This is a genomic window from Fructilactobacillus sanfranciscensis DSM 20451 (assembly GCF_001436035.1).
Taxonomy (GTDB): Bacteria; Bacillota; Bacilli; order Lactobacillales; family Lactobacillaceae; genus Fructilactobacillus; species Fructilactobacillus sanfranciscensis.
Window position 1 is genome coordinate 104,051 of sequence record NZ_AYYM01000001.1, and the last position, 22,907, is coordinate 126,957.

29 protein-coding genes are annotated in these 22,907 nt (G+C 33.2%); 4 read left to right on the plus strand and 25 right to left on the minus strand.

The window, feature by feature from the left end:
* Positions 1 to 106: 106 nt before the first annotated feature.
* From FD36_RS00520 to FD36_RS00530, 3 genes are all read right to left on the minus strand, one after another.
* Entirely contained in the window at positions 107 to 379 is a 273-nt protein-coding gene (locus FD36_RS00520; RefSeq protein ID WP_056957519.1) for a hypothetical protein, read from the minus strand.
* 40 nt (positions 380 to 419) lie between these two features.
* A complete protein-coding gene (locus FD36_RS00525; RefSeq protein ID WP_056957520.1) occupies positions 420 to 689 on the minus strand; it encodes a GNAT family N-acetyltransferase in 270 nt (89 codons plus the stop codon).
* A gap of 111 nt (positions 690 to 800) precedes the next feature.
* Positions 801 to 1,115: a hypothetical protein gene (locus FD36_RS00530; RefSeq protein ID WP_056957521.1), complete on the minus strand. Its 315-nt coding sequence runs from the start codon at positions 1,113 to 1,115 to the stop codon at positions 801 to 803.
* A gap of 192 nt (positions 1,116 to 1,307) precedes the next feature.
* Between FD36_RS00530 and FD36_RS00535 the strand changes: the two genes are divergently transcribed.
* On the plus strand, positions 1,308 to 1,529 hold the full coding sequence (locus FD36_RS00535; protein WP_146038824.1) for a hypothetical protein: 222 nt from the start codon (positions 1,308 to 1,310) through the stop codon (positions 1,527 to 1,529).
* A 7-nt stretch (positions 1,530 to 1,536) separates the two neighbouring features.
* Here FD36_RS00535 and FD36_RS00540 read toward each other — a convergent pair whose 3' ends face one another.
* From FD36_RS00540 to FD36_RS00580, 9 genes are all read right to left on the minus strand, one after another.
* The gene (locus tag FD36_RS00540; RefSeq protein ID WP_056957523.1) at positions 1,537 to 2,028 is read right to left on the minus strand and encodes a glutathione peroxidase; all 492 of its coding nucleotides are present in this window, start codon (positions 2,026 to 2,028) and stop codon (positions 1,537 to 1,539) included.
* Between the two features lie 93 nt (positions 2,029 to 2,121).
* Positions 2,122 to 3,171: a SepM family pheromone-processing serine protease gene (locus FD36_RS00545; RefSeq protein WP_056957524.1), complete on the minus strand. Its 1,050-nt coding sequence runs from the start codon at positions 3,169 to 3,171 to the stop codon at positions 2,122 to 2,124.
* The gene (coaD, locus tag FD36_RS00550) at positions 3,146 to 3,646 is read right to left on the minus strand and encodes a pantetheine-phosphate adenylyltransferase (protein ID WP_056957525.1); all 501 of its coding nucleotides are present in this window, start codon (positions 3,644 to 3,646) and stop codon (positions 3,146 to 3,148) included. Before coaD ends, FD36_RS00545 begins: the two co-directional genes overlap by 26 nt.
* Positions 3,647 to 3,655: 9 nt before the next feature.
* The gene (gene rsmD / locus FD36_RS00555) at positions 3,656 to 4,210 is read right to left on the minus strand and encodes a 16S rRNA (guanine(966)-N(2))-methyltransferase RsmD (protein WP_056957526.1); all 555 of its coding nucleotides are present in this window, start codon (positions 4,208 to 4,210) and stop codon (positions 3,656 to 3,658) included.
* Positions 4,211 to 4,212: 2 nt separating this feature from the next.
* Positions 4,213 to 4,476: a YlbG family protein gene (locus tag FD36_RS00560; protein WP_056957527.1), complete on the minus strand. Its 264-nt coding sequence runs from the start codon at positions 4,474 to 4,476 to the stop codon at positions 4,213 to 4,215.
* Between the two features lies 1 nt (position 4,477).
* Complete coding sequence (locus FD36_RS00565; protein ID WP_156843365.1) at positions 4,478 to 5,653, minus strand: FtsW/RodA/SpoVE family cell cycle protein; 1,176 nt, start codon at positions 5,651 to 5,653, stop codon at positions 4,478 to 4,480.
* Positions 5,654 to 5,756: 103 nt separating this feature from the next.
* On the minus strand, positions 5,757 to 7,598 hold the full coding sequence (gene typA / locus FD36_RS00570; RefSeq protein WP_056957529.1) for a translational GTPase TypA: 1,842 nt from the start codon (positions 7,596 to 7,598) through the stop codon (positions 5,757 to 5,759).
* Between the two features lie 204 nt (positions 7,599 to 7,802).
* Positions 7,803 to 8,099, minus strand: a complete 297-nt coding sequence (locus FD36_RS00575) for a UPF0223 family protein (protein WP_056957530.1) — start codon at positions 8,097 to 8,099, stop codon at positions 7,803 to 7,805.
* A complete protein-coding gene (locus tag FD36_RS00580; RefSeq protein ID WP_225361437.1) occupies positions 8,083 to 8,958 on the minus strand; it encodes a Rossmann-fold NAD(P)-binding domain-containing protein in 876 nt (291 codons plus the stop codon). Before FD36_RS00580 ends, FD36_RS00575 begins: the two co-directional genes overlap by 17 nt.
* A 220-nt stretch (positions 8,959 to 9,178) precedes the next feature.
* Between FD36_RS00580 and def the strand changes: the two genes are divergently transcribed.
* On the plus strand, positions 9,179 to 9,739 hold the full coding sequence (def, locus tag FD36_RS00585) for a peptide deformylase (RefSeq protein WP_056957531.1): 561 nt from the start codon (positions 9,179 to 9,181) through the stop codon (positions 9,737 to 9,739).
* A gap of 28 nt (positions 9,740 to 9,767) precedes the next feature.
* Here def and FD36_RS00590 read toward each other — a convergent pair whose 3' ends face one another.
* Positions 9,768 to 10,229 (minus strand): hypothetical protein, encoded by a 462-nt coding sequence (locus FD36_RS00590; RefSeq protein ID WP_056957532.1) that lies wholly within the window; start codon positions 10,227 to 10,229, stop codon positions 9,768 to 9,770.
* 177 nt (positions 10,230 to 10,406) lie between these two features.
* On the opposite strand from FD36_RS00590, the gene FD36_RS00595 reads away from it, so the two are divergent.
* Positions 10,407 to 10,622: a DNA-directed RNA polymerase subunit epsilon gene (locus tag FD36_RS00595; protein ID WP_014082247.1), complete on the plus strand. Its 216-nt coding sequence runs from the start codon at positions 10,407 to 10,409 to the stop codon at positions 10,620 to 10,622.
* Positions 10,623 to 10,624: 2 nt separating this feature from the next.
* Positions 10,625 to 12,313, plus strand: a complete 1,689-nt coding sequence (rnjA, locus tag FD36_RS00600) for a ribonuclease J1 (RefSeq protein ID WP_056957533.1) — start codon at positions 10,625 to 10,627, stop codon at positions 12,311 to 12,313.
* 89 nt (positions 12,314 to 12,402) lie between these two features.
* Here the strand turns inward: rnjA and FD36_RS00605 are convergent, their stop codons facing one another.
* The 12 genes from FD36_RS00605 to FD36_RS00660 all read right to left on the minus strand — a co-directional run bounded on the left by FD36_RS00605 (position 12,403) and on the right by FD36_RS00660 (position 22,870).
* Positions 12,403 to 13,398 (minus strand): aldo/keto reductase, encoded by a 996-nt coding sequence (locus tag FD36_RS00605; RefSeq protein WP_056957534.1) that lies wholly within the window; start codon positions 13,396 to 13,398, stop codon positions 12,403 to 12,405.
* A 12-nt stretch (positions 13,399 to 13,410) separates the two neighbouring features.
* Complete coding sequence (locus tag FD36_RS00610; RefSeq protein ID WP_056957535.1) at positions 13,411 to 14,361, minus strand: ribose-phosphate diphosphokinase; 951 nt, start codon at positions 14,359 to 14,361, stop codon at positions 13,411 to 13,413.
* A 49-nt stretch (positions 14,362 to 14,410) separates the two neighbouring features.
* Positions 14,411 to 16,876 carry an SF1B family DNA helicase RecD2 gene (recD2, locus tag FD36_RS00615; RefSeq protein ID WP_056957536.1) on the minus strand — a complete coding sequence of 822 codons (2,466 nt, stop codon included), beginning with the start codon at positions 16,874 to 16,876 and terminating at the stop codon, positions 14,411 to 14,413.
* A gap of 9 nt (positions 16,877 to 16,885) precedes the next feature.
* Positions 16,886 to 17,557 carry a tetratricopeptide repeat protein gene (locus tag FD36_RS00620; RefSeq protein WP_056957537.1) on the minus strand — a complete coding sequence of 224 codons (672 nt, stop codon included), beginning with the start codon at positions 17,555 to 17,557 and terminating at the stop codon, positions 16,886 to 16,888.
* A gap of 10 nt (positions 17,558 to 17,567) precedes the next feature.
* Entirely contained in the window at positions 17,568 to 18,224 is a 657-nt protein-coding gene (locus FD36_RS00625; protein WP_041817878.1) for a histidine phosphatase family protein, read from the minus strand.
* Positions 18,225 to 18,313: 89 nt separating this feature from the next.
* Positions 18,314 to 19,438, minus strand: a complete 1,125-nt coding sequence (gene mnmA / locus FD36_RS00630) for a tRNA 2-thiouridine(34) synthase MnmA (RefSeq protein WP_041817879.1) — start codon at positions 19,436 to 19,438, stop codon at positions 18,314 to 18,316.
* A 145-nt stretch (positions 19,439 to 19,583) separates the two neighbouring features.
* Positions 19,584 to 19,928, minus strand: a complete 345-nt coding sequence (locus FD36_RS00635; protein WP_041817881.1) for a hypothetical protein — start codon at positions 19,926 to 19,928, stop codon at positions 19,584 to 19,586.
* Positions 19,928 to 21,088, minus strand: coding sequence for a cysteine desulfurase family protein (locus tag FD36_RS00640; protein WP_056957538.1), 1,161 nt, complete (start codon positions 21,086 to 21,088; stop codon positions 19,928 to 19,930). Before FD36_RS00640 ends, FD36_RS00635 begins: the two co-directional genes overlap by 1 nt.
* 14 nt (positions 21,089 to 21,102) lie before the next feature.
* Positions 21,103 to 21,792, minus strand: a complete 690-nt coding sequence (locus FD36_RS00645) for a 5'-methylthioadenosine/adenosylhomocysteine nucleosidase (RefSeq protein ID WP_103428417.1) — start codon at positions 21,790 to 21,792, stop codon at positions 21,103 to 21,105.
* A 17-nt stretch (positions 21,793 to 21,809) separates the two neighbouring features.
* Positions 21,810 to 22,073: a hypothetical protein gene (locus FD36_RS00650; protein ID WP_056957539.1), complete on the minus strand. Its 264-nt coding sequence runs from the start codon at positions 22,071 to 22,073 to the stop codon at positions 21,810 to 21,812.
* A gap of 9 nt (positions 22,074 to 22,082) precedes the next feature.
* Positions 22,083 to 22,628 carry an NUDIX hydrolase gene (locus tag FD36_RS00655; protein ID WP_056957540.1) on the minus strand — a complete coding sequence of 182 codons (546 nt, stop codon included), beginning with the start codon at positions 22,626 to 22,628 and terminating at the stop codon, positions 22,083 to 22,085.
* 38 nt (positions 22,629 to 22,666) lie between these two features.
* Positions 22,667 to 22,870, minus strand: a complete 204-nt coding sequence (locus FD36_RS00660; protein WP_225361220.1) for a cold-shock protein — start codon at positions 22,868 to 22,870, stop codon at positions 22,667 to 22,669.
* Positions 22,871 to 22,907 lie beyond the last annotated feature (37 nt).

The window sequence follows — 22,907 nt, forward strand, 5'->3', positions numbered from 1 at the left end:
AAATTGGAAATATACGCAAAAAAATTGATAAACAACTTTGTGTCTATCAATTTTATAAATCATTATTAAGTTTTAAATAATTCAACACGTATGCTTTAACGGAAGGTTATAATTCACCTAAAAAATTTTGCTCCCATAGTCCTCTTTGAATAATTGCATCTTTTCTTTCATTTTCTTTAAAGCGCTTTAAATATTGTTTCCCTTTAACATTAATACTAGCTTGCCAATAAATATATTCACGTCCATCTTGGTTTCGATTAACTAATTTTGTAACCCCGACAATCCCGCTTCTGTTTCGTTTGCCGATTTTATTATGGCTAGCTTTAGCAGCTGATTTTCTTAAAATCTTCATTTTTTCATTAAGTTCTTCGTTAATCAAAATTCCCGACTCCAATCATTTAAAATCAAGTTTAGCGATATTATTTTAAAAGCAAGTCGTTATATTTATCGGTTCGTGTAAAAAATTGTTTTGCATAGGTACAAACCGGTTCAATCATAAATTGATGTTCTTGAGCATAATTAATAATTTCTAACATTAATTTACCTGCAATTCCACGGCCTCGATATGATGGATCAACGAAAGTATGGTTAATTGATACAACATTATTGCCAATCGTAAAAATCAGTTTCGCAATCACTTTACCATCTTTTTCAGTATAAAAACGGCCGGGCTTATATTCAAATTTCATCTATAAAAAGCTCCTTTCAAATTTAAATATTTATAAAAACAATTTTTTATCAGCTAAAATACTACCAGATACTACAATAATTATAATTTTAATTTTTGCTTATCAGCTAAACTAATCGTTGAAACTAATTACAAAAGGCATTCCTTGATTAGTTATTGGTGCTCTATCTAAAAAATCGTCCCAATCGTAAACGTCATATTCATCTTTAAAATTTAGTTCATTACACCTAATGATTTGTTCAACTGCATAATTTGTGGAATCTAATTTATCATTTGTTATTGAATAAAATCGAACATTATAAACAAATTTTTTGTTCATATTAGGACTAATTTCATATTTAATCTTAAAATCATCAATCGAAAAAGTACCAGTGATGATTTCGTCACGGTCCTTGGGTTTTTTTAAACTAATATTTTTAATTTTCATAAAACATGCCTACCCATTTTTATTTTAATTGTTTGTTAATATAACGTTGCAATTATCATTTGTAACTGTATTGTATACCCAAAAAACATTTTATCGTTTAATTTTTTGAGTTCTTTAAATGTATTAATTTTTTTATTAGTTGCAAATCTTGTGTTGTGGATTATTACAGCTTGTTTGTGGGGAATTGATAAATTGATGAAAAAACCAGCTTATAAAATTGCCTGGTCTGACTGTGGTCAAGTTATTTGTTTTATTGATACAGTGATATTCATCTTTAGTTTCATTTTATACCCAATCATTTTTGTTTTAGGAATATATTTACCTAGTGAGATTTTATTAATTTTATTTATTTTTATTCTAATAACAGCATTCATCGGTGGTGTCATTTGGAAATTTTTAAATAATAATAATTAATTTTTTCTTAATCAGTAATGTTCAATGCATCAATAATTTTTGGTTCAATCTTTAATGGAGAAGTTACTGGAGCATAGCGATGAATCAAGTTTCCCTTTTTTCCAATTAAAAATTTAGTATAATTCCATTTTATATTTCCGTGACCAGAAAGTCCTTTTAAATAAGTAAAAAGTGGAGATTCCTCATTTCCGTTTACTTTTATCATTTCTGTCATTGGAAACGTAACCCCATAATGTATCTTACAATATTCATCGATATCTTTACTATCAAGTTCTTGATGAAATTGATTAGAAGGAAACCCAATTACTTCTAGTCCTTTTTGATGATATTTTTTATACAAATATTCAAGATTTTTTAATTGAGGAGCAAGCCCACATTTACTAGCCGTATTTACAACTAAAATAACTTTATTTTTAAATTTAGTAAAATCAATTTCTCGACCATTCATTTCTTTAATTTTAAAATCGTAAATTGAATTTAAAGATTTTATTTCTGCCATTTTACTTTTCTCTTTCTATTTTTTAATGAGTAATGAGAATCACATCAAAAATAACACTCTACAAGTTATTTTCCAACTTATAGAGTGTTATTTTTAGTGATTATTCAAATAATTTAGTGCATCTTTAAAATTTCTAACTGGAACAACTTTCATATGTGGTGCATATTTTTTAGCCGTTTTTTTAGCAACTTGGTAATTAGTTTCTTTTTCGTCTTCCATCGCTAAATTTGCTTTAGTTGGTTTTACATATGGAGCAAAGAAAATTTGTGCCCCACTGTCATTTGCTGCAATAATTTTCTTATCAATTCCACCAATTTCACCAACTTCACCATTAGGAGCAATCGTCCCTGTTCCTGCAATTTTACTAAACGAATATGACTTTTGTTCAAGTTGACTGTAGATTTGTAAAGCGAACATCAAACCACCTGATGGTCCGCCAATTTCACCAGGATCAACTTTAATACCAGGGTTTGTTTTAACAGTCATATCGTCAGTCATTGTCATTCCAACTCCATTAAATCCAGGGACAATTTCTCGTTTTTGACCCTTTACTTCATGGTTTTTACCATTACGTTTGAATTGAATCGTTAAAGTAGCATTTTTGGGTAAACTTTTAATGTAATTAACATATTCAATACTTTGCTTAAGTCGTTTACCATTAATCGACTCCACTAAATCAGTTGGTTCGAGTTTCCCTTTAAAATCAGAATTAGGCAACAATGATAATACATAAACACCTTGGTAACTTTTAGCTACTTGACGATGGGCATTATGATAACCAACGTAAATCGCATTATTTATTGCGGTATTCATGTAAACATTTTGCACATTACTAAACTGTTCATCATTTTGTCCACCAGTAATTGATTTAGTGCTTTCAATTGATAGATGGGGATTAAACTGCTTTTCTAAATATGAAAACGGATGGGCTTGCGAAATTGAAACTGCAGTTATCATAAACTTAGTTTTCTTTAACTTTTGTACATTTTCAATTTTAACCATTGGCTGTAATGAAATTGCTTCACCTGGAGCTTCAACAAGCGCATTTATTGGCCACAAAAATAACCATAAAAGAAATAAGATTGAAACAGTTAAGCATAATAATATTTTATGCTTTTTAATAAATTTTTTTATTTTTTTCATGTTTAACCTTCACTTTCAATGCTGATAAAACTGGTTTAGGAACAAATTTAGAAACATCACCATCAAAACGAATAATTTCTTTTACCATAGATGATGAAATTAATTCATAATCCTTATTAGCAAAAATTAATAGTGTTTCAATTTGGTTATCTAAAAGACTATTCAAATTAGCAATTTCTTTTTCAAAAACAAAATCACGAGAATCACGAGTTCCACGAATAATTAAATTGGTACCTTGACTTTTAACGAAATTAGCAGTTAATCCGCTATATTCAGTAACTGAAACATTTTTGATGTCAAAAACCGACTTTTTAATTAATTCGACTCGTTCCTTATCAGAAAACAAAGTGTTTTTATCTAGATTATTTCCAACCGCAACTACCACTTCATCAAAAATTTGTGCAGCTCTTTTTATAATATTCAAATGACCATTTGTAATTGGATCAAAACTTCCAGGATAAATCACTTTTTTCATATTTAATTCCTATTCTTCTGCTTGATAGATGGTAATTACTGTTAGTCCATAATCTTTTTGTTTAATTAAATCATAATTTGAAACTTGAGACAAATTAGTTTGATTGTCAGTCTCACAAATTACAATTCCTTTGGGATTTAATAAGTTATATTTTTTAATTTCAGCTAACTGCTTAATCATTTGTTGAGCTGCATAAGGCGGGTCTAAAAAAATATAATCAAATTTTTCACCCTTACTTGCTAATTTTTTTAAAGCCTGTTCGGCATCCATTTTTAAAACTTTAAATGAGCTTTGCTCTTCATTAGTTATTTCAATATTTTTTTTAATTGTTTTAAATGCTGCATATTGTCTATCAACTAACACAGCATGCTTCATTCCACGTGAAATTGCTTCAATAGCTACTGCACCAGATCCAGCGAATAAATCTAAAAATGAGCCTTCAGTAAAGTATGGACCAATCATATTGAATAGCGATTCACGCACTTTATCCGTTGTTGGCCGAGTTTTAGTTCCAGGAACTGGAGAAATCTTTCTTCCACCAAATTTACCAGAAATAATTCTCATAACTATTCCCCCTCTAATGCATTAAGGTTTAATTCATTAAGTTCTTCAACTAATGCAATTGTCGGCGTTTTTTCAACCCGTTTTACAAAACGTTGTTTTTTTAACTCTTCAATAATGTCATCTAAATCATCACGATTAACAAATAAAATTACATAATGCATTTTTTTTGAAATAAAGCGAATATCACCAAATTTTTTTAAATTTTTTGATTGTTTCAATGAAAAAATTGAAACTAGTAATTCTGCTCGATCTTGAATATTTTCCAAATTACAATCTCCTATTATTTTGCGTGCGACTCTGTTTTTCAATACTACTAATTTTTAATACTAAAGCAAAACAAATACTTAATGTGAACATACTAGATCCACCATAACTAATGAATGGAAGAGTTACCCCAGTTAAAGGAACTAATGCAATCGCACCACCAGCATTAAATAAAGTCTGAATTGTAAGATATGCTGCTGTTCCATAACAAATTGAACTATACTGTAAATTATTTGTTCGTTGGCCAATCTTAATCATACGTACAATCATAAGATAAAGTAGTCCTAGCACAAATAATATTCCTACTAATCCAAATTCTTCAGAAATGATTGATAAAATAAAGTCAGTATTAGCTTCAGGTAAATATCCCATTTTTTGAATACTATTACCTAATCCACGACCGAAAAGTCCTCCGTTACTAACAGCATAAAACGAATTAATTAACTGAGCTCCTGACGTCTGGGCATGTAAAAATGGATTATAAAATGCCACAATTCTTTGTAACTGATAATTATGTATATTCTGACCATGTTTAGCCAAAAATTCAATTCCAAAATAAAAGACAGGCACGAGTAAAATTATAATAATTGTACAAGCTCGTAAAGTTTTCCAACTTCTCGTTGCGGCTAGTAACATTACAAAAACAATAGTAAAGTTAATAATTGCTCCACCCATATCTGGTTGAACAGCAATTAAAAATAAAATAACTCCTGGAATGGCAAGGGGCTGCCAATTTTCTTTAAATGATTTACCTAATCCATCCATGTCAATGGTAGTTTGTCGCTTACGTAAAATAAAAGCAAAGAAAATAATAAAGAAAAACTTACAAAATTCAGCGGGTTGTAAACTAAAGAAACCTACTGAAATCCAGCCAGCAGCCCCATTAATTGTTTTTCCTAATAACTTAACGTACAGTAAAGCAACCATGAGAATCCCAAAAAGATAAATTACAAATCTATGCGATAAAATAAGTTTAAAAAAGAATTTGTTAACACAAAAAATAATGCCTAATCCAATTATAAAATAAAAAGTTTGTTTTTCAGCAAGTGTTTTCGCTTCTCCTTGACCAAATGATAATCCAATTCCTGCACTAGCAGAATAAACCATTACAATCCCAAATAAGCATAAAAATATATAAGGTATCATTAAATACCAATCAATCTTAGATTTGTTTTTCATAACTATCCCCAACGAGTTTATTTTTAAGTGATTATTATTATTGTACTAGTAATTACACCTAAAAAAAAGGACTACTCAAATGAGTAGTCCTTTTAAATTTTTCTTAACTATTTTTGTGTTTATTTTTCTTAGCTGCTTTTTCACGTTCACCAGTATTTAAGATACGTTTTCTCAAACGAACATGTTCAGGGGTTACTTCACAAAGTTCATCTTCATTTAAGAATTCAAGTGATTCTTCAAGTGTTAAATGAACTGGTGCTTTAACCTTAGCAATATCTTCAGAACCGGCAGCACGAACGTTGGTTTGATTACGACCACGAGTGATGTTAACTGAAATATCATTGTCACGTGAGTTTTCACCAACAATCATACCTTCATAAACTTCAGTAGCTGGATCAGTAAAAATCTTACCACGATCTTGAACAGCCATAATTGCATAAGTAGTAACTTTACCAGTGTTGATTGATACTAAAGTACCATTACGACGACCTGGGTTCCAGTTTTTAACTACAGGTGCGTACTTTTCAAAAGTATGGTTCATAATTCCGTAACCATGGGTAATTGAAAGGAATTGAGTTGAGTAACCAATCAAACCACGTGATGGAACTAAGAAAGTCATACGTGTTTGACCATTACCAACGCTTTCCATGTTTTGCATTTCACCTTTACGTTGTGAAAGTGTATCAATAATTGAACCAGAGTATTCGTCAGGAGTATCAATTTGTACAGATTCAAAAGGTTCAGATTTAACGCCATCAATAGTTTTGTAGATAACTTCAGGACGAGAAACTTGAAGTTCGAAACCTTCACGACGAAGAGTTTCAATCAAGATTGACAAATGAAGTTCACCACGACCAGAAACAACCCATGAACCTGGGTCATCAGTTTCTTCAACACGAAGTGAAACATCAGTATGAAGTTCTCTTTCAAGACGATCAATTAATTGACGGGCAGTAACTAACTTACCTTCTTTACCAACAAATGGTGAAGTGTTAGTACCAAAGGTCATACGCATAGTTGGTTCATCAATTCTAAGGATTGGTAGTGGTTCAAGTGAATCTGGAGAAACAACTGTTTCACCAACATTAATATCTTCCATACCAGAAACGGCGATTAAATCACCGGCCTTAGCTTCATTAATTTCAACTTTGTTCAATCCAACAAATCCCATGATTTTTGTAACACGGAATTTTTGTTGTGAGCCGTCAAGTTTCATAACAACAACGTTGTCACCAACTTTGATTTTTCCACGGAAAACACGACCAATTCCAATACGACCAACGAAGTCATCATAATCAAGCATTGCAACTTGGAATTGTAATGGATCTTCTGAATTATCAATTGGAGCGGGAATGTTTTCTAGGATAGTATCAAAAATAGGTTTCATAGTGTGTTCTTGATCATCTAAATCAGGTGAAAGACTTGAAGTTCCATTCATAGCTGAAGCATAAACAACTGGGAATTCAAGTTGACTTTCATCTGCACCTAATTCAATAAATAAATCAAGCACTTCATCAACAACTTCTTCAGGACGAGCACCTGGCTTATCAATCTTGTTAATTACAACAATTGGAGTTAAGTGTTGTTCCAAAGCCTTTTTCAATACGAAACGAGTTTGTGGCATTGTACCTTCAGCTGCATCAACAACTAAAAGAACACCATCAACCATTCGCATGATACGTTCAACTTCTCCACCAAAATCGGCATGTCCGGGTGTATCAAGAATGTTAATTTGTTTACCATCGTATTTAACGGCAGTATTTTTTGAAAGAATAGTAATACCACGTTCACGTTCAATTGGATTTGAATCTAACGCACGATCTTGAATTTCATCATGACCGTCAAGGGTATCAGATTGTTTCAATAATTCATTAACCAAAGTCGTCTTACCATGATCGACATGGGCAATAATTGCAATATTTCTAATATCGTCTCTTGTTTTCAAAAATGTTTCCTCCTCAAAAAGCAGTTAAAAGCTAGCAATCCAATTCTGAACTAGTAGTCAGATAAAAAAGCCGTGACACTGTCACAGCCCCATCAATACCTTGAATATTAATTTATTAATCGTTTTGCGCTCTTTTTATCGCTATAAAAACTATATTCGATTATAGCACTAGATTTATAAATTAGTCAATTGAACTAGTAACAATTAGTCCATTTGTTTAATGTTTTTTGTCTTTGGATGTTCCTGAGCATTTTTTAATACTTGATAAATATCTAAATTAGAATTTTTTTCAAAATCACGACGTAAGTTATTTTGTTCAGTCCGAGCTGGATTAATTTCTTGAAACCGTCGAAAACTATCGATTAATTTTTGACGATTAACCCCATGTTCATCATAAGCTCGTTCGATATTGCGGAAAAATTCAGTTACATCAATTAATTCTTGCATTGACCAGTCTTCAACGATTGGATATGCATAATTTTGATCAGTTTTTTTTGCCATTTTTATTACCTTTTTTTATGTTTTCAATAATATCCATTGACCATTCAGCATCATGAGTCAATTCTTCCTGTTCATTATCTGCTAGTTGTAAATTAATAGAACGAAAAATTCCAAATTGATTAACCAATTTGGGTCCTAAGCTCAAACTCAATTTATCATTTTCTTTCTTTAAACTAGTAACAGAACAGATTAGAGAGTTTTCACCATAAACACATGTTAATAAACGCATCACTGCTTTGCTTTGAATCACAGAGTTAGAAACAATCTTATGATTACCAATTTGTTCACTAAAATTATTAATAATTTTATCATCATAGTTCTTACTATCATCTGCAATGTATGAAAGTAATGTTGAAGGACCAATATAAACTCTACTCCAGGCAACTAAATTGTGGGTATTGAGTCCTAGCGTATTGACGTTAATATCGTCACCGCTCACATTAAATTTTCGTACCAACGCTTCTCTTAAAATGATTTCTTGTGGAAGTGTACCCAAGCCAATAATTTTTTCAACATCTAAACCTGAAAAATAGGCAGCAAAATAAACAAAAATTTCATCATGTGGACAGTCAATCATAATTTTACCATTAAAACCACGACTAATAATGTCATTAATTGCCATTCTAAATTGCATCAATGGCTCTCTTATATTTTCAGCGATTGTTGAGGCATCGATAATTTCTGGATCATAGAATGGATCATCAGGTAGATAAATCATCCCATCAATTTCGCCTAACTTTGCATCTAATTCCATAACTTCAATCCGAAAGTTATGACACATTTCAGTTGCCAAAATTTCATTCGTATAAATTTCTGGATTGTCTAATAAGATAGTAACAGGCGTGTCTTTAACTTCCATCGCACTTAAAAGATTAGAAATTCTTTGCTGATCACCTTTAATAATTATTTTAGAATTTAAAATGATAACACTCCTCAAAAAGATAAATTGTATATGTTATTATAAAATAACATTCGGTTACGAAAATGCAAACTTTTTTAATTAATTATCTCACTTACAATAAATACGAAATTACCATATAATTAAATTGTAAGATTATGAAACGAATGGAGGTAATCTTTTGTATTTAATGAAAGATATAACTAGAGATGGAAATCCAGTTTTAAGAAAACAAGCCGAAAAAGTACAATTTCCATTAAGTGATGAAGATCGTCAGCTTGGTGAAAAAATGATGGAGTATCTTGAAGTTAGTCAAGATGATGCGTTATGTAAAAAGTATCATTTACGTGCGGGAGTTGGATTAGCTGCCCCTCAAGTTGGGGTATCAAAGCTAATGGCAGCCGTCTTAACTCCCCCAGAAGGTGATGATGAGAAATCACCATTTAAAGCAATCATGATAAATCCTGTGATTGTTTCAAATTCTGTTCAAAGAGCTGCATTAACAGTTGGTGAAGGATGTTTATCAGTTGACCGTGATATTGAGGGATACGTTCCGCGTTCCGATAGAATTACTGTTCGCTATCAAGATTTAGAAGGTAATGAACATAAGGTACGGCTAAAACACTACCCTGCAATCATTGCACAACATGAAATCGATCATCTTCATGGAACATTATTTTACGATCATATTGATAAAGCCAATCCATTTAGCCGCTCGGATGATGAAATTTTTATTGATTAACTTAAAAAGACCTACAGTTGTAGGTCTTTTATTTTTGGTCAATTTTTTTAATATCTTTAACGTATTCTTCGGTTGCATCATTTTGTTCATCAGCAACATCAAAGGTTAACAAATGATCGTTCAACCAACAATCAGTAATAATCAATTTATGTGCAATTTGCTTAATTTCATGAGGTTGTTTTGCTAAAGAACCTTCTAAAATAAATCTAATTTTCAAAAGTTCCAAATCACTTTGAATCTGATATTTATATTCATAAACCATTACGCCCCTGCCCCAAACATCTGTAAGTACAGTAGAAGAAATGAACTGATAAAAATTAATGTTTTGTTTTTGGGATTGCAAGTCACTTACCATTTTAAATACAACTGCATCAACATGGTCTTTATTAATTGCTTGATACTCTTTTTCTGGATTAATTACAAAAAAATGATGTAAAACACCGTAAATAAATAAGGCAACGATTATTCCAATAATTATTTCAAAAAACATTTTTATTACTCCTTCATCATAATTAATCAGTACGCTTAATACTACCATGTAACTTGATAATCGTCGAAATTGTGTATTATATACTTAAAATTTAGATTATGGTAAAATTGAAACAGTAGTCGAATTATTCGACATTAAGATCGACAAATAAAAAAGAAGCAAAAAGGAGTAATCATAATGATCTACAAAGTTTTATATCAACCTAATCCTCAAGAAAACCCTAAACGTGAATCAACAAAATCACTTTACTTAAACGCTAACACAGAAGCTGAAGTAAGAGATTTAATTCGCGATAACACAAGTTACACAGTTGAATACATTCAACCACTTGCGGGCAAACACTTAGAGTTCGAACAAAAAGAACCAGGTTTTAAAATTACGGAGTTTAAATAAAAATGAATAAACTAAACGTCAAAAATAACGAAACTGCAATTTACGGCGTTGGTGGACTTGGTGAAATTGGTAAAAATACTTATGGTGTTCAATTTCAAGATGAAATTGTATTAATTGATGCTGGAATTAAATTCCCCGAAGAAGGTCAACTAGGAATCGATTACGTAATTCCTGATTACCAATTTTTAGTAGAAAACCAAAGTAAAATTAAGGCATTAGTTATCACCCATGGTCATGAAGACCATATTGGTGGGATTCCCTTTATTTTACAAGCTATCAATGTACCTGTTTATGCCGGTCCTCTAGCTCTAGCTATGATTAAAGGTAAGCTTGAAGAACATGGAATGCTCAAATCAACTGAGCTACATGAAATTAACGATAAATCAGTACTTAAATTTAAAAAGACTAGTGTTTCTTTCTTTAGAACTACTCATTCAATTCCTGATACACTTGGTGTTGCTGTTCATACTCCCGATGGTGTAATCGTTGAAACTGGAGATTATAAATTTGATTTAACCCCGGTTACAAATACTCCACCGGATTTACAAGCAATGGCTAAATTAGGTGAAGAAGGTGTGCTTTGTCTAATGGCTGATAGTACCAATGCTGAAAAACCAATTTGGACTAAGTCAGAAAGATACGTTAGTGACTCTGTCCGTAAGATTTTTTTACGAGTTCATGGCAGAATCATCTTTGCGACCTTCGCTTCTAACCTTTCACGAGTTATGACTGCCATCGATGCAGCTTACAAAAACGGACGTAAAATTGCTGTTTTTGGTAGAAGTATGGAATCTGCAGTAGTTAACGGAAGAGCATTAGGCTACATTAAAGTTCCCGACAGTGCATTTGCTGATGCTTCAGAACTAAAATCATTACCTGCTGATAAAGTAATGATTTTATGTACTGGTTCTCAAGGTGAACAAATGGCAGCTCTTTCAAGAATTGCTAATGGAACTCATCGACAAATTTCAATTGAACCAGGTGACACTGTAGTTCTTTCAAGTAACCCAATTCCTGGTAACGTTTTAAGCGTTAACCGAGTTTTAAGCGAACTTGAAGAAGCTGGTGCTCACGTTATCAAGGGTTATGAAAATAAAATTCATACTTCTGGTCATGGTGGTCAAGAAGAAGAAAAACTTATGATTCGTTTAATGAAGCCTAAGTTTTTCGTTCCTGTTCATGGTGAATATCGGATGCAAAAAATTCATATTGGTCTTGCTGAACAATGTGGAATTCCTGCTGACCACTGTTTCATCCTTAAAAATGGTGAAGTTCTTGCTCTTACCAAAGATACTGCCCGTTTAGCTGGTAGTTTTGTTGCAGGTGATGTCTTCATTGATGGAAATGGTGTTGATAGTGTTAACAAAAACGTTATCAAGGATCGTCAGCTTCTATCAGAAGAAGGTTTAGTGGTCGTTGTTGCGACAATTAATCTTAAAGATAAAGAAATTCAATCTGGTCCCGATCTTCTTTCTCGTGGTTTTGTCTACATGCGCGAATCTGGGGAATTATTAGATCAGGGTCGCAAGTTAGTTTTCAAAACAATTAGAAGAACTATGGACACTCAAAACGCTGATGAAAAATCAATCAAAAAAGCAATCGTTAACGAACTTTCAAACTTCTTGTTTGAAAAAACGGAACGACGTCCTTTGATTTTGCCAATGTTAATTATGAATGACAACAACAAATAAATAAAAGACTTACTTTTTTCGAAAGTAAGTCTTTTATTATGGACTAAATTATTGAAAATAAAAATCTCATCAAAATGAGATTTTTTTATTTATTTTTCTTTTACAATTTTATCAATCGCTTCAAGTTCATCTGTTGTAAAGTCTAAATTATCTAATGCTTTTAAGTTATCATCTAAATGGTTAACCTTTGAAGCTCCAGTAACAACACTCACAACTGTTGGATCACTTAATAACCAGGCCAATGACATTTGTGCTAAAGTTTGATCACGATTCTTAGCAATTTCATTAAGTTTATTCAACTTAGCAATTGCTTTATCTTGACCATTTTCAAGAATAAAGTTATTCGTCCAGTGAAGATGAATATCTTCTGGAATCCCTCCAAGATACTTGCTCGTTAATAAGCCTTCAGCTAAGGGACCATATGCAACAAATCCATCATGATTATCAGCAAGTGCTTTTAAAGTACCATCATTTGCTGGTTCACGATTTAACATGTTATATGAACTTTGGTTAACCACAAATGGGGTATGTAATTCTTTGAAAAGTTTAATCATCTTTTCAGTTTGTGGACCATCGTAATTAGAAATTCCAATATAAAGTGCTTTACCTTGACGTACCAATAAATCTAAAGCTTCGGCAGTTTCTTCTAAACGAGTATTTGGATCAAAACGATGTGAATAATAAATATCAACATAATCCAATCCCATTCGTTCTAGACTTTGATCAAGAGCAGCCGTCAAAGTTTTCTTTGAAGAAAAGTTACCATAAACACCGGGCCACATGTGAAAACCAGCTTTAGTTGTGATAATTAATTCATCACGATAAGGTTTTAAGTCTTGTTGATAGACTTGACCGAACATTCTTTCAGCTGCACCAGAACCAGGACCATAGTTGTTAGCCAAATCAAAACTAAAAATACCACGATCAAAGGCGGCTAACATAATTTTTTGGCTATCTTTAAAGTTAGCATCGTCCCCAAAACTATGCCAAGTTCCAAATGACAAAGCAGGCAATTGTAAACCACTATTTCCTGCTCTTCTTACTTTCATATTATCGTAACGATTATCGCTTGCTTTAAAAACCATTTTTATCCTCCATTAAAATAAAACATGAGTTGATTCATCATTTTGAATCAATTTTAACGCTTCACCAATTAACTTACCAACTGATAAAACGGTTAGTTTATCTAATTTAAATTTTTTAGGAATTACAATTGAATCAGTAACAATTATACGAGCAAGATTATCATCACTCAAGTTTTCTAATGCCGAGTCAGAAAAAACAGGATGTGTGACTGCTGCGTAAACATTTTTAGCACCAGCTGATTTCAAAACATCTGCGGATACTTTCATCTTTCGACCGGTAACAATCATATCATCAATAATGATCGCATTTTTTCCCTTAACATCACCAATAATTTCTTTTGGGACATAGGTATTTGATTCTGGATCTCGATTATCAACAATTGCTAAAGATAAGTCTAAACGATCAGCAATATTACGTGCTCTTGCTACCCCGTTGTGATCAGGAGCCACAACCACTGCATTATCATCCAAGTGTTCTTCATGCAAATATTCACTCATCAAGCGATCAGTTCTTAAATGATCAAGTGGAATGTCAAAGAATCCCTGAATTTGGGCAGCATGTAAGTCGAGAGCAATTACTCGATCAGCAGCACTGTTTTGTAAAAATGATGCAATTAACTTAGCTGTAATTGGAGCTCTTGCTTCTGTTTTCTTAGTTGATCTTGAATATCCATAATATGGAATTACCACATTAATTGAATGAGAACTAGTCCGCCGAACAGCATCAATCATAATTAATAGTTCCATCAAATTATCATTAGCCGGATTAGTAATTGATTGGACAATGTAAACATCGTCTCCCCGAATACTTTCATCAATGGAGATCTTAATTTCACCATCACTAAAATGATTAATGGTTGATTTACCTAGTGGCATTCCACTAGTAGCAGAAATTTTTTCTGCTAAAGGTTTGTTAGAATTTAATGCAAAAATAATTGGTTTGTGTTTTGTATTACTAGACAATTTAAAATCCCCTCAATGTAAGTTCTTTACTAACTTCATTATAATCAATTTACTCCAACTTTTCATCCATAAAATCGTTAGGTTTCACTCCATCCATTCCAACCATTGGATCAATTTGATTAGAAAGAATTTTGGCTTCAGTTAAAATATACTTATCTGGTTCAGCATCCTTTTTGGGCTCCTCTGATTCAATATCAGTTGAAACTTTTTTATCCACTAATTCTGTTTTTTCTGAAACTGGTTTTGGATTAAAAATTTTATCTAAGCGTTCTCTTAAAGATGTCTTTCGATTACTAGAAACACGTGAAATACATTCAGCAAAGGAATTAACATCTCCGACCATAATTAACTTTTGAGAAGCTCTAGTAACAGCGGTATACAACAAATTTCTTTCCAGCATCCGCCGATATTGAGGAACAATCGGTAAAATTACCATCTTGAACTCACTTCCTTGAGCTTTGTGGATGGAAGTGCAGTATGCTAAAGTCAATTGGTTCCAATCATTTCTCGTGTAAGAAACTTCAGTTTGGTCAAAGGCAACTACCAATTTATCAAGATACTTTTTCTGATCTTTATTTATTTCAATTCCAACTACCTTACCAATGTCGCCGTTAAAAACGTTATCTTCGGGTGCATTAACAAGTTGTAAGACTTTGTCCCCAATTCGATATTTAACGTTTTGATATTCAACTTGCTTTTGCTGCTCACCTTTTGGTGGGTTCATAATTGCTTGAACGTCATTATTTAAACGATCAATTCCTGCTTCACCACGATACATCGGAGCTAAGACTTGAATATCAGTTGCTGTAAACTTTCTTTCTTTGGCTTTGGCAACCACTTGGTCAATTACTTTTACAACTTGGCTAGTATTACACTGAATAAAACTACGATCTTTTTCTTTATCTAATAAAGTTTGGGGAATTTCCCCATTTTTAATTTCATGAGCCAATTGAATAATTGTTGATCCATCACCTTGACGATGAATTTGATTTAATTCAATTTTGGGAATTACTTCCGAACGAATTAAATCATAAAAAACCTGCCCCGGTCCCACTGATGGAAGTTGATCTTTATCTCCGACTAAAATAACCTTCATTCCAGTCGGAATTGATTTCATTAATTTAGTAAATAATTCGGTATCGACCATCGACATTTCATCAATAATCAATAATTGCCCGTCAATATCATTCCCGTCTTCTTCATCATTTCCATTCAAGCCCAATAAACGATGAATTGTAGCAGCCGGAATACCAGTTGATTCACTCATTTTTTTGGCAGCTCGCCCAGTTGGAGCAGCTAATAGAACCGGAAATGCATCATCTTTGTATTTATTAACGTCTAAAGATAATTTGTTAACTTTTGCAAAGGATTTAACAATTCCATTAATGATGGTCGTTTTTCCAGTTCCCGGTCCACCAGTTAAAATAAAAATTTGATTCTCTAACGCAGCGTTAATTGCGGCAATTTGAGAATCATCATATTTTATTTTAGCTTCATTTTCAACTTCGTGAATGGTGGTTTTGTAATCTTTTGTAGAACTTTGCTTATCATCAATAATCCGTTTTGCATTTTCTGCAATTTTCCACTCATCATCATATAAATATTTAAGATAAATTTTTCCATCGTCAACTTCGATTTTATGGTCTTTAACTAACTCTTTTAGTTCTTGAGCTAACTTTTGATTATCGATCTGTTGTTGTGGATCAGTATCCAGGATTTCAAAACTAGCATTAATCAATTCCTTTGAATTAGAGTAAGTATTTCCGTTTCTAATTGAGAGCCGAGTTAAAGTCGTTAATAATCCAGCTCGCAATCTTCCTGCTGAATTATATTCAATTCCTACTTTACTGGCAATTTGATCAGCTCGTTTAAAACTAATATTTTTGATATCTTCAACCAATTGATAAGGATTTTCTTGGATTACTTCCAAGGCTTTTTCATGGTATTTTTTAAAAATTGCAGCTGCTAAAGCACTTCCAAATCCGTATCCATTTAACCCAACAATCACTTGCTCAGCACCGTTATTATTCCGTAAACCATCAACAATCGTTTGGCTTTGTTTGGAATTTAATCCGACTTTTTTAATCGTTGTAGGATCTGAAATTATTTTTTCAATTAAATCTGTTCCAAGAGTTTCAACCACTTTTTGGGCGGTTTTTTGACCAATTCCCGGAAAATCATCACTCGCTAAGTACTTTATCAATCCCTCAGGTGAGCTTTGACTCGCCCGTTCATAGTTGTCCGCTTGAAATTGTTTCCCGTAACGAGGGTGGTCAACCAATTTTCCCACAAATCGATAGCTAGTTTCTTCGGCAATATCTGCAAAATTACCTGTCACCACAATTTCCTCTTCAGTCCAATCAGTGTTAGTTTTTTCAACCTTCACCAATAAAACTTTATAAAAACTATCTGCACCCTCAAAAAAGGTAGTAACTACCTTCCCAATCACAAATGGTTTTTCCGCTTGATTATTATTCAATTGTGGTTCGTCAAAAAGGTTTATTGATGTTGGCAATTTAAGCTCCTATTTATCTTGTTTTTCTTTCCGAATTTGAATAAATTTTTCAATATCACTTAGTTTTCCTTGTTCTTTATCAAAATAAAGCTTGTCATATTTTTCTGCATTCTTAAAATATCCTTCAAACGGTTCGCCTAAAACCATCGCAATTAAGCCTTGGTTAAAATTTGCTTCACCGTTATGTGGATTACTTTTTAAAACCAAATCATAGTACCCCTTGGCCTGTTTAAAATCACCTAAAGCAATTAAACACTGTCCGATTAATAAATTAATGGACGGTTCTTGTTTTGCGGTTTCTTGAGCAGTTAAAAGGAAAACAAGTGCTTTTTTGTAATTCTTTTGTCCCATATAACTTTGAGCTAACATTACATACGCATCTGATTGTAAATTTTTGTTCGTTACTTGTTGAAATTGTTGAATTGCTTTTTCAAATTCTCCAGCGGAATAATAAACATTCCCTAATCCATAAGTTAAAACGTTTTTGGCTTTTTTACTTTGATTTGCAAAAAGTCCTAAGGCTTTCATTAGTAATTCTTCAGCTTGGGTATAACTTTTCAATTGAATCAAAAAGGCACTTAAATCATAGTAGGTCCGATAATCATGCGGATGATTATCAATATCTTTTACTAATTTGTGAAGGGTTTCTTCTGCTTGTTTTTGTTTTTTATCATTATTCATAATTAGCCTCTTAAACTAAATCTGATTTATCTAATTTATGCTTTAAGTATCCAGTTTCATTCCATTGTTTCATGGTAAAAGTTCTACCGGAGTCATGCGTTTCAATGATGGTAGTACTAGTGTTAGCTAGTCCCCCACGTTTTCGTAAATCTTTTAGAGGAACTCCCACTAAATCATTAATTAAAGCATTTAAAGCCGCCCCATGACTGACAAATAAAATATTATCATCGTCATTGAAATTTTTCGCTACTTCCATAACTTTACTTCTCATTCGCTTAATTAATTCGGGAAAGGTTTCTCCCCCAATTTCACTGGGGTCATAAAGATCGGGATGATTTCTAAAGTTATCGAAAGTTTCCGGGAATTGTTCCTTTGCTTCTTCAAACTTCATCCCTTCCATTTTACCTAATTTAAATTCCTCTAACCGATTATCTAACGACAAGGGGACATTATTATTAAGCTCAGCTTTAATGTGCTCTGCTGTAATTCTAGTTCGTTTAATCGGACTTGCATAAATGTGCTTAAATTTAACTGGGTTAAGATATTTTCCAACTAAAGCCATTTCAGTATAACTTTGTGGTAATAGAGGGGAGTCTCCCCCAGCACCCTGGTAGCGGCTTTCAAGGTTCCATTCAGTTTTTCCGTGTCTAACAAAGTATAAGTTCATGGCTTCCATCCTAAATATTAATATACTGCTATTATGCCAGTTTATTCATTGATAATCAAAAAAGCTCGACTGAAAAGTCGGGCTTTTACTTATACATATTGTAATTCTTTTTGGTCTTTAAACGCAGCATCGATTGTTGCATAACCAAGACATTCATCACCATCATAAAACACCACGGCTTGTCCTGGAGTAACTGCTCGAGCTGGGTCATCAAATTCAACTTTAACTTGTTTTCCATCATCTGATAAATGCACTGTCACTGGAACATCGGTTTGACGGTAACGGAACTTAGCGGTACAACGAAAATCGTTTCCACGGTCGTTACCATCTACCCAAGAAACATCAGAGGCGGTTAAATAATCAGCATAGAGGTATGGATTTTCGTAACCTTTGCCAACGTACAAAATATTCTTAGAAAGATCTTTTCCAATCACGAACCAGGGACGATTATCTTGTCCGTCTCCCCCAATTCCAAGCCCTTTTCGTTGACCAATCGTGTAATACATCAACCCAACATGTTCACCTTTCACTTCTCCATTCATTGTCATCATCTTACCTGACTTGGCAGGAATATAGTTACTAAGAAATTGGTTGAAGTTGTTTGGTCCAATGAAACAAACACCCATTGAATCTTTTTTGTCAGCTACATATAGATTAGCTTCATGAGCAATTTCCCGAACTTCCGGTTTAGTCATTCCACCAATTGGAAACATGACCCGATCAAGTTGTTCTGCAGATAATTGGCTTAAAAAATATGTTTGATCTTTGTTTAAATCAGTAGAGCGTAACAAATGGTTCTTACCATTTTCGTCTCGTTTTAATTGTGCATAATGTCCCATCGCAATGTAATCTGCACCTAAATCCATTGCATAGTCTAAGAAGGCTTTGTACTTTACTTCAGTATTGCATAAAACATCAGGATTTGGCGTTCTGCCTCGACGATACTCATCAAGGAAATACGTAAAGACACGGTCATAATATTCTTTTTCAAAATTAACCGAGTAATATGGGATTCCAATTTGATTAGCAACATGTGCAACATCTTTAAAGTCTTCTGTAGCGGTACAGACACCATTATCATCAGTGTCGTCCCAATTCTTCATGAAGACCCCAATTACATCGTATCCTTGTTTTTTGAGCAAATAAGCAGCTACTGACGAATCAACTCCCCCACTCATTCCAACAACGACACGGGTTTTACTATTATCTTTCATAACATCACCATCATTCTTATAGATTCAGAAATCCACGATTTGAAGGTCGTAATTCCAGTACAATCTATCATACGATATAGAACGACCGGCTTGCAAGTGATTATAATTAATAAAAAAGAAAACCACGAATGATTTTCTCAGTTACTTATGATTTAATAAATACCTTTCGCAATATGAAATTATCCATCAAAAAATCAAATTGAGTTCTTTCATTTTCATACTTATCAGTTGAAAAAATATCAACTTCTTTCAACTCTGAACCATCCACAACAGATAACTTAAATGATTTTAAATCCTGTTTAATCATCACTTTTAGTTTAATTGATTTTTTAAGATAAGGTGAATTAGGATCTAATGAACGCTTAAATTCGAAATTACCATTCCGCGTTTTTGTAAAACCTAAATCACTTAAGGTAAATAATTTTAATTCAGAACTAAGTTGATATTGGTGATCATCACCCTTTAATCTTACTACTTCGTTAAATGCCATTATCTTGCCCTTCTTTTGTTTAAACGTTCTACAATTTTAGCTGTAGTTTCAATAAAACCATTTACATCCGCTTCAGTGGTATATCTACCAAAACTAACCCGAATTGATTCACTAACCCTTGGATTATCCTTACCATACATTGCAATTAAAACATGTGAAGGCTCTAAATTACCAGCGGTACAAGCTGATCCACCAGAAATTGCATAACCATCCAAATCAAGATTATTTTGCATGACATAAGTTGAAATTCCTTTAATCCACAAATTTAAAACATGTGGTGAACTATTGGTATCTAAACTTCCATTCACATCAAAATCAACCTTGTGAGCTTTCAATCCCGCGACAATTTGTTGTTTAAAGCCACGAAAACGTGTTTCTCGTTTGGCTTTTTCCGTTGGCGTTAAAGTCTTAACCGCCGCCGCAAACCCTGCAATTCCGGGCACATTTTCCGTCCCAGCCCTTCGCTTTTCTTCTTGATCGCCACCTAAAACAAAACTAGTGAATTTTAAACCATCTTTTCGGTATAAAAATCCCATCATTTTTGGACCATTAATTTTGTGGGCTGAAGTTGATAATAAATCAATGTGATCACGTTTAACATCAATATCAGTCAACCCATAGGCTTGCACTGCATCCGTATGGAACCAAGCTTGGTGGACTTTTAGCAACTCACCAATTTCATGAATTGGCATGATACTTCCCACTTCATTATTAACTGACATGATGGAAACTAAAATTGTGTCATCATCCAACGCATCCTTTAAATCATCCATTGAAATTTGCCCGTTTTCATCAACTGGCAAATAAGTAACACGAAATCCATGTTTCTCTAAATAATGCATAGGTTTTAAAATTGCTTCATGTTCAACAGCAGTGGTAATAATATGCCGTCCCAGTGCTTTTCGTGCTTCTGCCGTTCTAAGGACAGCCGTATTATCACTTTCACTCCCACCAGAAGTGAAAACAATTTCGTCATCATCGGCATTGATACTTTGTGCAATTACATGTCGACTATCTTCCAAAACTGCTTTAGCTTGCCGGCCCAATCCATATAAAGTTGAAGCGTTTCCAAATAAGTTTTTATATTTATCAGTTAATTCAGTCAAAACTTCATCTGAAATGGGCGTTGTTGCTGCATTATCTAAATAAACTTCACTCATAGTTAACCTTCTTTTTATTTTTCAAATAAATTCAAAAGCATTTGTGCTGATTGGTGTCCAGCTTGAACAAGAAATTCAGAAAAACTTTGATTGGCATCTTCATCACCAGTATCTGACATTGCTCGTACTACCACATAAGGTACATTAAATTGATGTGCAACTTGACCTACAGCAGCACCTTCCATTTCTCCAGCTAAGACATCGGGGAAATGTTTTTTAATTTCAGCAACCATTGCTTTTCCAGCAATAAATTGATCACCAGTCACAATCAACCCATAGTGAACATTCAAGCCACTATCAGTTGATGCATTACCAATTTTTTTACCCCACTCAGAATCAGCTTTAAATCGAGCTGGTTGACCAGGTAATTGACCCCACACTTCACCATCAGCCGTACAATTAACGTCGTGATAGGCTGTTTCAGTGGCAATGACAATGTCACCAACCTTTAAGCCATCGCCAATTCCAGCGGCTGATCCAGAATGAATCATTACATCAATCTTAAAATTGGTTAGTAATAAAGCAGCAGTGATTCCAGCTTCAACTTTTCCAATTCCTGATTTAACCAACACAACGTTTTTCCCATTAATCGTTCCTTTGTAAAAAGGAAGCGTACCAATTGTAATTTCTTCTTCATTTTCAAGGGCGTCTTTCAATTCCTTGATTTCCTCGTCCATTGCACAAATAATTCCAAATGTTTTCAAAATTCTACTCCTTTTTATTAACCCATAAATCGCATAATTAATAATACTAAAATCAATAATAAAGCTAAAATAAAAATTGCAACATTCAAACGGCGACCAAGTCGTTTTTGTTTAAATTCAGACGTGTCACGTTCTGAACGACTGCCTACAGTTGCTTGTCCAGAAAGATCTTTGTCCAACTCATCTTTAAAATGATTTAGTTTATTTCTACCAAAAATATGATGTTTTTTTAATTGTGATCTAGTTAGCCCCTCATTTTGTTGATCATTTTCGTCATTCATATCATTTTCCTACTTTTGCATTAATTCCCAGTATTGAATCGCCATAATCGTTTTACCATCAACAATTTTACCATCGTTAATTAATTTTTTTGCTTCTGGTAAAGTATATTCAACTAATTCTAAGAATTCACCATTATCACGTGGAAGTTCCTTTTCAACTGGTACGAGATCAGTAGCTAAGTATAAATACATATATTCATCGGCAAATCCAGCAGAAGTGTAAAAAGAGTATAACTCTCGAATTAATTTGGCATCATAGCGAATTTCTTCGTTCAATTCTCGCTGTACTGCATGCATTTCATTACCTTTGTCTCGTTCATCCAACTTACCAGCTGGAATTTCAAGTAAAACTGCTTTAGCAGGTTCCCGCCACTGTTTTTCTAAAATGATTTTATTATCGTCTGTAATTACTAGCATGGCAACTGCTTCTGCATGATGAACAACATCACGGTGAGCAATTTCACCGTTAGCCAAACGGACAGTTTCCTGTTCAACTCGAATGATTTCACCATCATACTTTAAATCACTTTTAATTTCGGTTTCTTTTAAAGCCATGATTTCCTCCATGCCTAAAATTAGGTTTTCCTAGATTATTAACGAGCTAATTCAATTTTAGCAGCTTGAAATCCGTGTTCGCCTTTTGCTTTAACAAATTTCACTACATCCCCAACTTGAATGGCCTTGGGTGTTCCTGAAATAATACCAGTAATATGCATAAAAACATCATTACCTTCTGGATCAACAATGTAACCAAATCCACGTGAATTATCGTAACTTTTAATTTTACCTTCCATCATAAACCTCCGTAAAAACAAAAAAATCGGGACAAAATCC

Excerpts from the sequence above, each read along its gene's own strand:
- FD36_RS00525 (WP_056957520.1), bottom strand. The coding sequence starts at position 689 with ATGAAATTTGAATATAAGCCCGGCCGTTTTTATACTGAAAAAGATGGT.
- FD36_RS00530 (WP_056957521.1), bottom strand. The coding sequence starts at position 1,115 with ATGAAAATTAAAAATATTAGTTTAAAAAAACCCAAGGACCGTGACGAA.
- FD36_RS00540 (WP_056957523.1), bottom strand. The coding sequence starts at position 2,028 with ATGGCAGAAATAAAATCTTTAAATTCAATTTACGATTTTAAAATTAAA.
- FD36_RS00545 (WP_056957524.1), bottom strand. The coding sequence starts at position 3,171 with ATGAAAAAAATAAAAAAATTTATTAAAAAGCATAAAATATTATTATGC.
- coaD (WP_056957525.1), bottom strand. The coding sequence starts at position 3,646 with ATGAAAAAAGTGATTTATCCTGGAAGTTTTGATCCAATTACAAATGGT.
- rsmD (WP_056957526.1), bottom strand. The coding sequence starts at position 4,210 with ATGAGAATTATTTCTGGTAAATTTGGTGGAAGAAAGATTTCTCCAGTT.
- FD36_RS00565 (WP_156843365.1), bottom strand. The coding sequence starts at position 5,653 with ATGAAAAACAAATCTAAGATTGATTGGTATTTAATGATACCTTATATA.
- FD36_RS00575 (WP_056957530.1), bottom strand. The coding sequence starts at position 8,099 with ATGGCAAAAAAAACTGATCAAAATTATGCATATCCAATCGTTGAAGAC.
- FD36_RS00580 (WP_225361437.1), bottom strand. The coding sequence starts at position 8,958 with ATGGAAGTTAAAGACACGCCTGTTACTATCTTATTAGACAATCCAGAA.
- FD36_RS00590 (WP_056957532.1), bottom strand. The coding sequence starts at position 10,229 with ATGTTTTTTGAAATAATTATTGGAATAATCGTTGCCTTATTTATTTAC.
- FD36_RS00595 (WP_014082247.1), top strand. The coding sequence starts at position 10,407 with ATGATCTACAAAGTTTTATATCAACCTAATCCTCAAGAAAACCCTAAA.
- rnjA (WP_056957533.1), top strand. The coding sequence starts at position 10,625 with ATGAATAAACTAAACGTCAAAAATAACGAAACTGCAATTTACGGCGTT.
- FD36_RS00605 (WP_056957534.1), bottom strand. The coding sequence starts at position 13,398 with ATGGTTTTTAAAGCAAGCGATAATCGTTACGATAATATGAAAGTAAGA.
- FD36_RS00620 (WP_056957537.1), bottom strand. The coding sequence starts at position 17,557 with ATGAATAATGATAAAAAACAAAAACAAGCAGAAGAAACCCTTCACAAA.
- FD36_RS00625 (WP_041817878.1), bottom strand. The coding sequence starts at position 18,224 with ATGAACTTATACTTTGTTAGACACGGAAAAACTGAATGGAACCTTGAA.
- mnmA (WP_041817879.1), bottom strand. The coding sequence starts at position 19,438 with ATGAAAGATAATAGTAAAACCCGTGTCGTTGTTGGAATGAGTGGGGGA.
- FD36_RS00635 (WP_041817881.1), bottom strand. The coding sequence starts at position 19,928 with ATGGCATTTAACGAAGTAGTAAGATTAAAGGGTGATGATCACCAATAT.
- FD36_RS00640 (WP_056957538.1), bottom strand. The coding sequence starts at position 21,088 with ATGAGTGAAGTTTATTTAGATAATGCAGCAACAACGCCCATTTCAGAT.
- FD36_RS00650 (WP_056957539.1), bottom strand. The coding sequence starts at position 22,073 with ATGAATGACGAAAATGATCAACAAAATGAGGGGCTAACTAGATCACAA.
- FD36_RS00655 (WP_056957540.1), bottom strand. The coding sequence starts at position 22,628 with ATGGCTTTAAAAGAAACCGAAATTAAAAGTGATTTAAAGTATGATGGT.
- FD36_RS00660 (WP_225361220.1), bottom strand. The coding sequence starts at position 22,870 with ATGATGGAAGGTAAAATTAAAAGTTACGATAATTCACGTGGATTTGGT.